Origin of the sequence: Burkholderia sp. AU15512 (assembly GCF_002223325.1) — a bacterium.
GTDB lineage: Bacteria > Pseudomonadota > Gammaproteobacteria > Burkholderiales > Burkholderiaceae > Burkholderia.
Genome location: NZ_NKEX01000006.1, coordinates 1,605,624 through 1,618,092 on the forward strand (window position 1 = coordinate 1,605,624; position 12,469 = coordinate 1,618,092).

Consider the following 12,469-nt stretch of genomic DNA (forward strand, 5'->3'; position numbering starts at 1 on the left):
CCGGTCGCCGCCGGAATGCCCTTTCCCGGAGAACGAATGCTGAAGCGCCGGTGGTTTTCGCTTTTGCTGCTGACGGTTTGCCTGATCGGACAACGCGCGTGGGCCCAGTCCGCGCTCGAACTCGAGACCGACGGCACGGCCCGCGCCCTCACCCGGCAGACGCTGCTCGCGCGCCCCGATGCCGCCGACATCCACGTGCCGCGCGACATCGCGTACGGCCGGCCGATGACGTTCCGCGCGGTGCCGTTCGCCGCGCTGCTCGGCGACACGCTGCCGGCCGACGGTGTGCTCGAAACCCGTGCCGCCGACGGCTTCGCCGCGCAACTGCCGCTGGATCTCGTGCGCCGCCGCCCGCAGGCGGGCGCCATCCCGTGGCTCGCGATCGAGGATCCGGCGCATCCGTGGCCGACGCTGCCCGGCAAACAGGTCAGCGCCGGGCCGTTCTACCTGGTCTGGCTCGGGCCTGACGCGTCGTCGGTGCGCGGCGAGCAGTGGCCGTACCAGATCGTGCGCGTCACGATCGAATCGTCGCCGCTCGCGCGCTGGCCGTCGCTCGCCGTCGATGCCGCGCTGCCTGCAAACGACCCGGCTCGCGCGGGCCAGCACCTGTTCGTCACGCAATGCCTCGCGTGCCACCGCCTCGACGGCGCGGGCAGCAGCCATGCCGGCCCCGACCTGAACACGCCGATGAACCCGGTCGACTACTTCCAGCCCGCCGCGCTGCGCCGCTATATCCGCAACCCGGCGTCGGTGCGCGACTGGCCGGGCCGCAGCATGCCGGCGTTTCCGCCCGACCAGCTGAGCGACCGCGAACTCGACCAGATCGTCGCGTATCTCGCTTATATGGCGCGGCGCAAGGCCGCTCAGTAACGCGCGGCTGAATCGAATGACTCGAGGAACGTTGATGACGTCAGGCGACACGCTGTTCACCATCGCGCCGATCGATGCCGCGCAGACGCGCCCGCTCCGCGCGATGATCCTGCTGAATGGCGATCTGGATGCGAGCGCGCTGGCCGGCGACCTTGCGCCGACGACGCTGCACGTCGGCGTACGTGATACGTCGGGCATCGTCGCGGTTGCGTCGATCTGCGAGGAGGTGCGCGAAGACGATCCCGCGCGACCGGCGTGGCGGCTTCGCGGGATGGCCGTCCACCCTGCCGTCCGTGGCATGGGCTTCGGGCGTGTGCTGGTGCAGGTCTGCGTACGGCACGCGGAAGCACATGGGGCCGCACTCGTGTGGTGTACGGCACGCGAATCCGCGCACCGGTTCTATGAAAAACTCGGCTTCGCAGCCGATGACGCGACGATCACGATTCCGGAGCGCACCGATCTCGCGTTCCATGTGATGCGGCGGTACATCGATCGGCATTCGCCGGGCGCCTGACGACGCAACCCACGCGTTCGCATCGTCAGGCATTGACCCGCGTAGCCTGGCGCAGATTCTCCCGCCGGACCACTACCGTCACACTCCGGTTCAGCTTTCCTGCGCGCTCCGCAGCACCGCCCGCAACAGCACGTCGGCACCCGCCGCCGCCCACTCGGGCGTAATCGCTTCGGCTTCGTTGTGGCTCAGCCCATCGACGCACGGGACGAAGATCATCCCCGTCGGCGCGACGCGCGCCACATAGCACGCGTCATGCCCCGCGCCGGACACGATATCCATGTGCGACAACCCGAGCGCCTGCGCCGCCTCACGCACCGTATCGATGCAACGCGGCGCGAACGGAATCGGCGCATACGTGAAGATCTGCTCGATCTGCGCACCGAGGCCCGTTTCGTCGGCCACCCGTGCGAGTTCCGCGCGCAGCGTCGCGTCGAGCTCGTCGAGCACCGCGTCATCGGGATGACGGAATTCGATCGTGAAGAAGCAGCCGCCCGGCACGGTATTCCGCGAGTTCGGCCGCGCCTCGATCATCCCGACGGTCGCCCGCGCGTACGGCGCGTAACGGCGGCCGAGCACTTCGACGAACGAGACCATCCGTGCGGCGCCAACGAGCGCATCGCGGCGGAATTCCATCGGCGTCGTGCCCGCATGCGCGTCGACACCGGTGAGCGTCACCTCGTACCAGCGCTGCCCCTGCCCGGCCGTCACGACGCCGATCGTCTTGCCGGCCCGTTCGAGAATCGCGCCCTGTTCGATATGCAGCTCGTACGCCGCATGCACCGGATAGCCGCCGACGGGCTCGGCGCCCGCGTAGCCGATCCGCGCCAGTTCCTCGCCGATCGTCCTGCCTGCGCCATCGGTGCGCGACAGCCCGTATTCGAGCGTATAGACGCCCGAGAACACGCCGGCCGACACCATCGCCGGCGCGAAGCGCGAGCCTTCCTCGTTGGTCCAGATCACGACGTCGATCGGGCGCTCGGTCTCGATGCCCGCATCGTTCAGCGCGCGCACGACCTCGAGCCCGCCGAGCACGCCGTAGATGCCGTCGTAGCGGCCGCCCGTCGGCTGCGAATCGGCGTGCGAGCCGGTCATGACGGGCGCGGCGTCGGGGTTGCGCCCCGCGCGGCGCGCGAACACGTTGCCCATCCGGTCCACGCGCACCGTGCAGCCGGCGTCTTGCGCCCATTGCACGAACAGGTCGCGCGACTCGCGATCGAGATCGGTCAGCGCGAGGCGGCAGACGCCGCCCTTCGGCGTTGCACCGATCTGCGCCATCCGGTCGAGCGACGCCCACAGGCGGTCGCCGTCGACGCGCGGCGCGCTCACGCTTTCGGCAATCGTGGTGTCGTCACGCATCGCCGTTCTCCGGCGCGGCCCGCAGCGCGTAACGGAAATCGCAGCGCTTGCCGCCCTGCATGATCGTGCTCGTCCGCGTGAGCGCGATGTCCGGCGCATAGCCCTGGATGAAATAGCTGTCGCGCGCGCAGCTCAGCAGGTGGCCGATCTCGCCGAGCCCCATCGCGTGATACATCTCCGCGTAGCTGCAGCGGTGCACGTCGTAGTCGTAATGCGCGTCGTCCGCGCGCCGCACCTCGACGTCGAGCGCGTCGTCCTTCTCCCACAGCACCTGCAGCGCGATGAACGACTTCACGCTCGTGCCACCCGGTTCCTGCGCGGCGAACGTGCGGCCGGCGTCCACTGCCGCGCCGCGCACGGCTTCCGCGATCACGGCCTGCGCGCGCTCGGCGCCGAACTCGCGCTTCATGATCTCGTAGATCGGCTTGATGATTTCCGCTTCGATGCGGCGCCGCGCGAGGATCCCGAGGCGCGTGTCCTCGGGTGCGGCGGCGGATGTCTGGGTGGCTTCGGTCATGGGGATCGTCTTGGTTGTTTTATCGCAGAGTCGTGCTGGGTCGTTTACTTGGTCGCGGTGCGCGAGCCGCCGAGCACGTCGACGACGGTCCACTTGCCGCCGCGCACCTGGTAGATCGTGAACGCCGGATCCTTCAGGTTGCCTGCGTTGTCGAACGCGATCCGCCCCGTCACGCCGGGCCGGTCGATCGCACGCACCGCCGCGACCAGTTTCGCCGGCTGCGTCGTGCCGGCCTTCTGCGCGGCCGCGATCAGCGTGGCGGCCGCGTCGTACGCGAACGGCGCATGCAGCTCGATCGGGGCGCGGAAGCGCGCCTGGTAATGCGTGTCGAACGCCTTGCCGCCCGGCATCCGGTCGAGCGGCAGGCCCGGTTCGAGCGCCGTCACGCCGTCGCCGTCCTTGCCGGCCAGCGACAGGAAGGTCTGGCTCACGAAGCCGCCCGCGCCGAGCAGCGGCGCGTTCACGCCGAGCTGACGCATCCGGCGCGAGATCGGCGCGGCCTGCGCATCGAGGCCGCCGAAGAACACGAGATCCGAGCGCTTGCCCTTGATCGCGGTCAGCACGCCGCTGAAGTCGGTCGTCTTGTCGTTCACGTACTGGCGATCGACGATCGTGCCGCCGTTCGCCTGCACGCCCTTGATGAACTGGTCGGCCAGGCCCGAGCCGAACGACGTGCGATCGTCGATCACCGCGATGCGCTTCGCCTTCAGCGTCTTCACCGCATACGCGCCGGTGAAATTGCCGCCCGCATCATCGTGGCCCATGATGCGGAAGGCCGTCGCGTAGCCCTGCTGCGTGTATTGATGGCCGGTGGACGCCGGCGCGATCTGCGGGATGCCCGCATCGCGGTAGACGCGCGACGCCGGCACGCTGCAGCCCGTGTTCCAGTGGCCGACGACGCCGATCACGTGCTGGTCGACGAGCTGCTGCGCAACCGCGACGGCCGTGCGCGGATCGGATTGATCATCGGCCGCGACGAGCTTGTAGACGACCGGCTTGCCGCCGATGGTCGGATGCTTCGCGTTCGCGTCGTCGATCGCGAGTTGCGCGCCGTTCTGCAGATCCTTGCCGATCCGCGCGGACGGGCCGGTGAGCGGCGCGGCGAGACCGATCAGGACGGTCTGCGGCGCGGATTGCGCGAACGCGGGAACGGAGGCGACCAGGGCGGCCGCCGAGAATGCGAGGCTGGCGGGGAGAAAGGCGATTTTCATGTGCGGGGGGATCGGTGAATTGAATCAAAACATGAAAAATATTAAATATTCAGCACCCAAACCCCAAATATCCAATTGTTGGATGCTTATGCCGTTCCCGCCACATTAACGCACCCCACTGTAAACACGGGATATTTTTGTGTTGTCGCTTACCCTGACTTTTCGATAAAATTCGATACATGAAAAATATCGAACAATTACCGCACGATCCGCCGCTGCGCGCGGTGCGTGCGTTCGAAGCTTTCGCGCGTCTCGGGTCGGTCACCGCGGCGGCGGGCGAGCTCGACATCACGCCGTCGGCGGTCAGCCATCAGCTGCAACTGCTCGAAGCGTTCATCCAGACGCCGCTGACGGTGCGCGAGGGCCGGCTGCTCGCGCTCACGGACGAAGGCCGCGACTACTACCGCTCGATCAGCGCCGCGTTCTCGGTGCTGCGCAGCGCGACGCGCTTCGCGCGCGACCGCTCGTCCCTGCGGCAGATCACCGTCAGCCTGATTCCGCTGCTCGGCATCGGCTGGTTCATTCCGCGGCTGCACGCATTCCTGGCCGACAACACGGACGTCGACGTGACCGTGCTGTACGCGCATCACCGCAACTACCGCAGCGATGCATCGGACCTGTCGATCCGCTTCGGCACCGGCGACTGGCCCGGCTACCGCTGCGAACGGCTGCTGCCGGGCGCGATGGTGCCGATGTGCAGCCCGTCGTTCCTGAAGCGCCACGGGCCGTTCCGCACGCCGGCCGATCTCGCGCGCGCCCCGCTCGTGCACGACGAGGATCGCAGCACGTGGGTCAACTGGCTGCAGGGCGCGGGCGTCAAGCATGTGTCGCATGCGGTCGGGCCGATGTTCGAGGACGGCCAGCTCACGCTGAGCGCCGCGCGCGCGGATCTCGGCGCGGCGTTGCTGCGCGCGCCGCTGGTCGAGCGTGAACTGGCGAATGGCGAGCTCGTGAAGCTGTTCGATCACGTGCTCGACGACGGCCGCGATTACTACCTGTGCACCCGCGAGGACGCGGACATGCCGGACGGCGCCAGGCGGCTGGCGGCGTGGTTGAGGAAGATGGCGGGGATTTGAGCGGAGCGCGAAGACGCCGCTCCGACAACCGGCGAATCGGGAAGCCGCATTCGCATGGGACGTGCCGCGCACTTGCACCTGGCCGACCGGATCGGCACGATGGTCGTGTCCCGTCACGGAGGTTGAGATGAGCAGAATTCCAGTCGATCTATCGGATGACCAGCATGCCGCGTTGACCCGCATCGCCACACACCAGAACAGATCCTCGGCCGAGGTCGTCCGGGACGCGATCGACGCCTACATCGCGCTACGGAACCGGACACTTGCTGACAATGTGTTCGGCCTCTGGAAGGGGTGCAATGCCGTCGCCCAGGAAGACTTGCGCTCGGAGTGGTGAACGCGCCCCCGAACGCCCATCGCTGCCGCCTGGAGTCGATCCACTGCGGCTTTTGACTTTCTGCGCATTCCCGCTCGCCGCATCTCCGCCCGGTTACCGCTCATCCACGCACCCGCGCGTCAATGACCTCCCCCGCCCCCCGCCAATCAAGGGCCGGAAGCAGATAGAAATTCCTGATGCCCCGGATTGAAACAAGCAATTTCACAAGCTCAGGGTGAACCCGGATACTGGCAACACTCCACTCACCACTGACGAAAAGGAATTGTCCAGATGCCGATCATCAACACCCAAATCAAGCCGTTCAAGGCAACCGCATACCACAACGGCGATTTCGTGCCCGTCTCGGAAGAGAACTTCAAGGGCAAGTGGTCCGTCGTCGTGTTCTACCCGGCCGACTTCACGTTCGTCTGCCCGACCGAGCTGGGCGACCTCGCCGACCGTTACGCGGAATTCCAGAAGCTGGGTGTCGAAATCTACGGCGTGTCGACCGACACCCACTTCACGCACAAGGCCTGGCACGACACGTCGGACACGATCGGCAAGATCAAGTACCCGATGATCGGCGACCCGACGCTCACGCTGTCGCGCAACTTCGACGTGCTGATCGAGGAAGAAGGGATGGCCCTGCGCGGCACGTTCGTGATCAACCCGGAAGGCGAGATCAAGCTGTGCGAAATCCACGACAACGGCATCGGCCGCGACGCAGGCGAACTGCTGCGCAAGGTGCAGGCGGCGCAATACATCGCGGCGCACCCGGGTGAAGTGTGCCCGGCCAAGTGGACGCCGGGTGCGGAAACGCTGACCCCGTCGCTCGACCTGATCGGCAAGATCTGACGATCGCGCCGCGCGCCTCGCACGAGGCGCGCGAGCCTCCCGATGACGGGCCGCCGCGGCATGCGGCCCGCGCCCTCCTCCGGCACGACGTGCCCGACCAGAATCATTAATACGGAATCCGAAACGCCATGCTCGACGCCAATCTCAAGAACCAACTCAAAGCGTACCTCGAAAAGATCACGCGCCCGATCGAACTCGTCGCCTCGCTCGACGACAGCGCGAAATCGCAGGAACTGCTGGCGCTGCTGAACGAGATTGCGTCGCTGACGGATCGCGTGACCGTGACCGAACGCCGCGACGACGCCGAGCGCAAGCCGTCGTTCTCGATCGGCGAGCCCGGCAAGCCGTCCGGCATCCGCTTCGCCGGCATCCCGATGGGCCATGAATTCACGTCGCTCGTGCTCGCGCTGCTGCAGACGGGCGGCCATCCGATCAAGCTCGACGACGACGTGATCGAACAGATCCGCGCGCTCGACGGCGACTACGCGTTCGAGACGTATTTCTCGCTGTCGTGCCAGAACTGCCCGGAAGTCGTGCAGGCGCTGAACGTGATGTCGCTGATCAACCCGCGCATCCGTCACGTCGCGATCGACGGCGCGCTGTTCCAGGGCGAAGTCGAGTCGCGCCAGATCATGGCCGTGCCGACGATGTTCCTGAACGGCGCGTCGTTCGGCCAGGGCCGCAGCAGCGTGAAGGAAATCCTCGCGAAGCTCGATACGGGCGCCAGCGCACGGGCCGCGAAGTCGCTCGAGACCAAGGCGGTGTTCGATACGCTGATCGTCGGCGGCGGCCCGGCAGGCGCGGCGGCCGCGATCTACTCGGCGCGCAAGGGCATTGCGACGGGTGTCGTGGCCGAGCGTTTCGGCGGCCAGGTGCTCGACACGATGGCGATCGAGAACTTCGTGTCGGTGCAGGAAACCGAAGGGCCGAAGTTCGCGACCGCGCTCGAACAGCACGTGAAGCAGTACGACGTCGACATCATGGACGTGCAGCGCGCCGATGCGCTGATTCCGGGCGACGTGCACCAGATCCGCCTCGCGAACGGCGCGGTGCTGAAGGCGAAGACGATCATCCTCGCGACCGGCGCGCGCTGGCGTGAAATCAACGTGCCGGGCGAGCGCGAATACCGCAACCGCGGTGTCGCGTACTGCCCGCACTGCGACGGCCCGCTGTTCAAGGGCAAGCGCGTCGCGGTGGTCGGCGGCGGCAACTCGGGCGTCGAGGCCGCGATCGACCTCGCCGGCATCGTGAAGGAAGTCACGCTGATCGAATACGGCGCGCAACTGCGCGCGGACGAAGTGCTGCAGCGCAAGCTGCGCAGCCTGCCGAACGTGACGATCGTCACGCAGGCGCAAACGACCGAGCTGACCGGCGACGGCAGCAAACTGAACGGGCTCGTCTACAAGGATCTGCGCTCGGGCGATACGCAGCGCATCGATCTCGAAGGCGTGTTCGTGCAGATCGGCCTCGTGCCGAACACCGAATGGCTGAAGGGAACGGTCGAACTGTCGAAGCACGGCGAGATCGTCGTCGATGCACGCGGCGCGACGTCGGTACCGGGCGTGTTCGCGGCCGGCGACGTGACGACGGTGCCGTTCAAGCAGATCGTGATCGCCGTGGGCGAAGGCGCGAAGGCATCGCTCGGTGCGTTCGACCACCTGATCCGGCAGGACGTGGCGCCGGTTGCCGCCGCGCAGCGGCAGGCCGAGGAAGCGGTCGCCGCGTAACGCGCGTCAGCCCGTCGGCACAACAGTTTGTCTCTCTTGGCCCCGCATGCTTTGGTCGGCATGCGGGGTCCTTTTTATTCCGGAAGCGATTGCGGTTACTTGGTCGCGGTCGGGCCGCCGTCCGCGGGCGCAGGCGCCGTCGACTTGAAGCTGCTCGACTGCCTGACCAGTTGCTCGGTCATCGCGGCCGCCACCGGATTCGCGCCGGACGACGAACCGCCCTGCCGGGTCGAACCGGTGTTCGCCGGCATCGACGACACCGATGACATCGACGGCGGCGGCAACGACGGGTCGAGCTTCGCCGATTCCCTGACGAGCGCGGCCGTCTCCGGCGTTTCGGATTTCGTTGCGGAGGGTGCTGCGCCCGCGTGGCGTTCGAGGCCGTCGCGCTTGCGCGGCGCGCGCTGCGTGACCTGCGCGGGCGCCGGTGCCGGTGCGGCCTGCTGCATAGGTTTGGCGGATGGCGGCGGTGCCGATGGGGTCGAATCCTGCGCATCGACGGTCACGACGTTGACCTTCGGCGGCGGCGCGTTCGGCTTCGTCACCGGCTGCGGTTTGTCGCTGACAACCGGCACGGCCGGCGCTGCGCTGACGCGCGCGGTTTCGGCCGGCGCAGCAGGCGCCGGTGCGGGGGGCGGCGGCGCGACAGCCGCCTGTTTCGATGCCATCGCGGCGGCCGGGGCCGGCGGCGCGATGGTGCCCTGCACCGCGTGATCGTTGCCCGCCGGCGCCGCGGCAACGGGCGCGGCCGAATCGCCGATGCCGGCATCCTCGATCGCGCGGTGATCCGCACGCAGGAGCATCACGTAGGCAGTGCCGGCGGCGGCTACCAGGAGCCCACCGGCGATCATCAAGGTCTTGCGGGTACTCGTCATGCTTGCTCACCGCTCATATCGACGTGAACAAGCCATCATACGCGGCGATGGGCCGTCGATCCCGCACGAATACATTTGGTTGCATTGTGCCGGAACAGGTCGGCAACACGTTCGTCAGACGTATCGCTTCCGTTGTTCCGGCACGATCAACGTTCGGGCATCACTCCGGAAACGGCAATTCGGTCTGCCCTTGCGCGCGCATGCCGAACGTGTTCAGCGTCATCGCGACGAGCGCGTAGTAGCCGAGCAATGCAACGAGATTGACGACGGTTTCGTGGCCGAAGCGCGCTTGCGCCCGTGCGAACGTCGCGTCGCTCACGCGCCGCGTGTCGTACAGCTCGCTCGCGAATGCATGAATCAGCGCATCGTCGTCCGACTCGAATGCGGGCGCGACGCCGCGCCGGATCGCGTCGGCCGTCGCGGCCGGCACGCCCGCCTCCAGTGCGATCGGATGGTGGATGTGCCACTCGGCCTGCGAGCGCCAGCGCGCGGCCGTCACGAGAATCGCGAGTTCCGACAGGCGCAGCGGCAGGCCCGTGCGATAGCGGCAGAACGCGCCGAGTTTCTGTGCGTGCTGCGCCAGCTCGGGGCTCGCGATCCAGCCGAGAAACGGCCCGTTCAGGTTGCCGCGCGGGCCGCTGAGAATGTCGGCCAGCACGGCCTTCTGTTCATCGGTGGCCGATGCGGGATCGAACGGAGGCAATCTGTTGGTCATGGCGAAGTCCTGACAAGGTTCGATGAATACGGTCACGCGCCGGCCGACGCGAGCGCCGCGCCGATCGCGCCCGACAGCCGCTCGACGATCGTATCGATCTGCTGCGCGGTGCAAATGAACGGCGGTGCGATCAGGATGTGATCGCCGTGAACGCCGTCGATCGTCCCGCCCATCGGATACACCATCAGGCCGCGCTGCATCGCCTCGCGCTTGACCGTCGCATGCAGCTTCAGCGCCGGATCGAACGTCGCCTTGCTGTCGCGATCGCGCACGAGCTCGACGCCGACGAACAGCCCGCGGCCGCGCACGTCGCCGATATGCGGATGCGGGCCGTAATGCTCGCGCAACGATGCGCGCAGTTGCTCGCCGCGTGCCTTCACGTTGTCGAGCAGCTTCTCCTCGGCGATCACGCGCTGCACTTCGAGCGCGGCCGCGCATGCGGTTGCGTGGCCGAGGTACGTGTGGCCGTGCTGGAAGAAACCAGAGCCGTCGACGATCGTCCGGTAGATGCGGTCGCTGACGAGCGTCGCGCCGATCGGCTGGTAGCCCGCGCCGAGCCCTTTCGCGATCGTCAGCAGATCGGGCGCGACGCCGTCTTCGTCGCACGCGTACAGGTAGCCGGTGCGCCCCATCCCCGACATGATCTCGTCGAGGATCAGCAGCACGCCGTACTTGTCGCACACCGCGCGAATCTTCTTCAGGTACGTGCGCACCGGCGGCACCGCGCCGGCCGTTGCGCCCACGACCGTCTCCGCGACGAACGCCGCGACGTTGTCCGCGCCGAGTTCGACGATCTTCCGTTCGAGTTCGTCCGCGAGGCGTTGCGCATACGCGTCGTCGGTTTCACCCGCCTGCTGGTCGCGATACGCATAACACGGGCTCACGTGGTGCGCCTCGATCAGCAGCGGCAGGAACGGCTCGCGCCGCCACGCATTGCCGCCGATCGCGAGCGCGCCGAGCGTATTGCCGTGATAGCTCTGGCGTCGCGCGATGAAATGGCGGCGCTGCGGCTCGCCCTTCTCGACGAAATACTGGCGCGCAAGCTTCAGCGCGGCCTCGACCGCCTCGGAACCGCCCGACACGAAATACACGTGTTCGAGGCCGGCCGGCGCGGCGTCGACGAGCCGGTCGGCCAGTTCCTCGGCCACGTCGGTCGTGAAGAACGACGTATGCGCGTACGCCAGTTGCTGCGCCTGCCGCTTGATCGCGTCGATCACGCGCGGGTTGCTGTGGCCGAGACACGAAACGGCCGCGCCGCCGCACGCGTCGATATAGCGTTTGCCGGTCGAATCGATGATCTCGATGCCGTCGCCTGCGACGGCAACGGGCAAGGTGGCGCGCGGAGCGCGATGGAAAACGGTCGTCATGCGTTGCCTCATGGATCAGGGCGCGTCGTGCGCGCGCCCGGACGGCACGATGCGCGTCGCGAAACGCTGCGTGCCGTGTTGGTGAAGAGTGAAATCGATCGATGCCGCGCCGATCGCGAACACGGCCGTGGCCAGCGTGTTCTCGTCGTCGGGGTCGGCCGGATCGTCGCGGTAGATCGGCAGCCCTTGCGGCGCGCGATCGCCGAGCACGCGCCGCAGCGCGGCTTCGTCGATCGCGTCGATGGCGGGCGTGAGCGCGTCGACGCGGCGCTGGCGGTCGGCCGACGATTGCGTGACGATCTGCGCTTCCGCGTCGCAGCCGGGATGCACGAGATGGTTCGCATGCCCCGCGAGCCGCGTGACGTCGATCACCGAACAGCGCGCGACGCTTGCCTCGATGCTCAGCAGCCGCGCATCGCCGGTCGCGCCCAGCGTGTGATGAAAGCCGCTTGCACGCGCATGGCTACGCAGCACGTCGGCCGCCGCGTCGAGCGATGTCGCATCGAGCACGGCACGCGCGAGGATCATGCGCGGCACGCCCGCTGCCGGCGTGCGGATCCGCAGGTTGTTGATCGCCTGCGCGATGCCCGCGCGGTTCGCCGCAAAGGTATGGCCGGGCAGCGAACCCGGGTAATAGAAGCTGATGAAGCCGGGCTTGCCCGCCGGCTGCACGTCGACGAGCAGGCAGCGCTCGCGCAGGTACGGATCGCCGTCCTCGTTGTGCGCGATCCAGCGCGTGCCGGCCGCGTCGCGCGCGGCAAGCGTCGTGCAGCCGTCCGGCGCGTTGTGGATCAGCTCGCCGCGGCAGTTCCACAAGAAGATGTCCTCGGCCGGCCAGCCGACACCCGCCGCGATCCCGTCCAGCTCCGCGACGAGCTCCGGATACGCGGCCAGCGCAGCCTGCCGCAGCGCGGCGACGAACGGATGGCCGCGCCAGCGGCGCACGGCCTGCCACGCGCTGCTCTGCTGCATATATTCATCGAATACGGGACGGGCAAGCTCACCGAGGCGCACGCCGATGTCGAACGGCGCGCCGGCGATGACGGGGGAAAGGGAAAGCGGCATGTCGG

At 67.8% G+C, this 12,469-nt stretch carries 13 protein-coding genes; 6 read left to right on the plus strand and 7 right to left on the minus strand.

Annotated features, from left to right (window positions below; translation table 11 throughout):
• Positions 1-36: 36 nt before the first annotated feature.
• Together CFB43_RS26500 and CFB43_RS26505 are read left to right on the plus strand one after the other, a co-directional pair.
• Positions 37-870, plus strand: a complete 834-nt coding sequence (locus CFB43_RS26500; protein WP_089497224.1) for a c-type cytochrome — start codon at positions 37-39, stop codon at positions 868-870.
• A 34-nt stretch (positions 871-904) separates the two neighbouring features.
• Positions 905-1,384 carry a GNAT family N-acetyltransferase gene (locus tag CFB43_RS26505; RefSeq protein ID WP_089497225.1) on the plus strand — a complete coding sequence of 160 codons (480 nt, stop codon included), beginning with the start codon at positions 905-907 and terminating at the stop codon, positions 1,382-1,384.
• Between the two features lie 90 nt (positions 1,385-1,474).
• Here the strand turns inward: CFB43_RS26505 and CFB43_RS26510 are convergent, their stop codons facing one another.
• Genes CFB43_RS26510 through CFB43_RS26520 form a run of 3 tightly spaced genes read right to left on the minus strand, consistent with a single transcriptional unit; the run spans position 1,475 to position 4,468 of the window.
• The gene (locus tag CFB43_RS26510) at positions 1,475-2,740 is read right to left on the minus strand and encodes a Zn-dependent hydrolase (RefSeq protein ID WP_089497226.1); all 1,266 of its coding nucleotides are present in this window, start codon (positions 2,738-2,740) and stop codon (positions 1,475-1,477) included.
• Positions 2,733-3,257, minus strand: coding sequence for an L-2-amino-thiazoline-4-carboxylic acid hydrolase (locus CFB43_RS26515; protein ID WP_089497227.1), 525 nt, complete (start codon positions 3,255-3,257; stop codon positions 2,733-2,735). The genes CFB43_RS26510 and CFB43_RS26515 overlap by 8 nt, the downstream gene beginning before the upstream one ends.
• Positions 3,258-3,301: 44 nt before the next feature.
• Positions 3,302-4,468 (minus strand): branched-chain amino acid ABC transporter substrate-binding protein, encoded by a 1,167-nt coding sequence (locus CFB43_RS26520; RefSeq protein WP_089497228.1) that lies wholly within the window; start codon positions 4,466-4,468, stop codon positions 3,302-3,304.
• Positions 4,469-4,647: 179 nt separating this feature from the next.
• Between CFB43_RS26520 and CFB43_RS26525 the strand changes: the two genes are divergently transcribed.
• The 4 genes from CFB43_RS26525 to ahpF all read left to right on the plus strand — a co-directional run bounded on the left by CFB43_RS26525 (position 4,648) and on the right by ahpF (position 8,442).
• Entirely contained in the window at positions 4,648-5,544 is an 897-nt protein-coding gene (locus CFB43_RS26525) for a LysR substrate-binding domain-containing protein (RefSeq protein WP_089497229.1), read from the plus strand.
• Positions 5,545-5,671: 127 nt separating this feature from the next.
• Positions 5,672-5,881: a ribbon-helix-helix protein, CopG family gene (locus CFB43_RS26530; protein ID WP_089497230.1), complete on the plus strand. Its 210-nt coding sequence runs from the start codon at positions 5,672-5,674 to the stop codon at positions 5,879-5,881.
• Positions 5,882-6,151: 270 nt separating this feature from the next.
• Complete coding sequence (gene ahpC, locus CFB43_RS26535; RefSeq protein ID WP_006488685.1) at positions 6,152-6,715, plus strand: alkyl hydroperoxide reductase subunit C; 564 nt, start codon at positions 6,152-6,154, stop codon at positions 6,713-6,715.
• Positions 6,716-6,843: 128 nt separating this feature from the next.
• Positions 6,844-8,442, plus strand: coding sequence for an alkyl hydroperoxide reductase subunit F (gene ahpF, locus CFB43_RS26540; RefSeq protein WP_089497231.1), 1,599 nt, complete (start codon positions 6,844-6,846; stop codon positions 8,440-8,442).
• Between the two features lie 95 nt (positions 8,443-8,537).
• On the opposite strand, the gene CFB43_RS26545 is transcribed toward ahpF, so the two are convergent.
• From CFB43_RS26545 to CFB43_RS26560, 4 genes are all read right to left on the minus strand, one after another.
• The gene (locus CFB43_RS26545; protein ID WP_089497232.1) at positions 8,538-9,317 is read right to left on the minus strand and encodes an extensin; all 780 of its coding nucleotides are present in this window, start codon (positions 9,315-9,317) and stop codon (positions 8,538-8,540) included.
• A gap of 160 nt (positions 9,318-9,477) precedes the next feature.
• Positions 9,478-10,032, minus strand: coding sequence for a carboxymuconolactone decarboxylase family protein (locus CFB43_RS26550; RefSeq protein ID WP_089497233.1), 555 nt, complete (start codon positions 10,030-10,032; stop codon positions 9,478-9,480).
• Between the two features lie 32 nt (positions 10,033-10,064).
• Positions 10,065-11,399, minus strand: coding sequence for an aspartate aminotransferase family protein (locus tag CFB43_RS26555; RefSeq protein ID WP_089497234.1), 1,335 nt, complete (start codon positions 11,397-11,399; stop codon positions 10,065-10,067).
• Positions 11,400-11,414: 15 nt separating this feature from the next.
• A complete protein-coding gene (locus CFB43_RS26560) occupies positions 11,415-12,464 on the minus strand; it encodes a C45 family autoproteolytic acyltransferase/hydolase (protein ID WP_089497235.1) in 1,050 nt (349 codons plus the stop codon).
• Positions 12,465-12,469 lie beyond the last annotated feature (5 nt).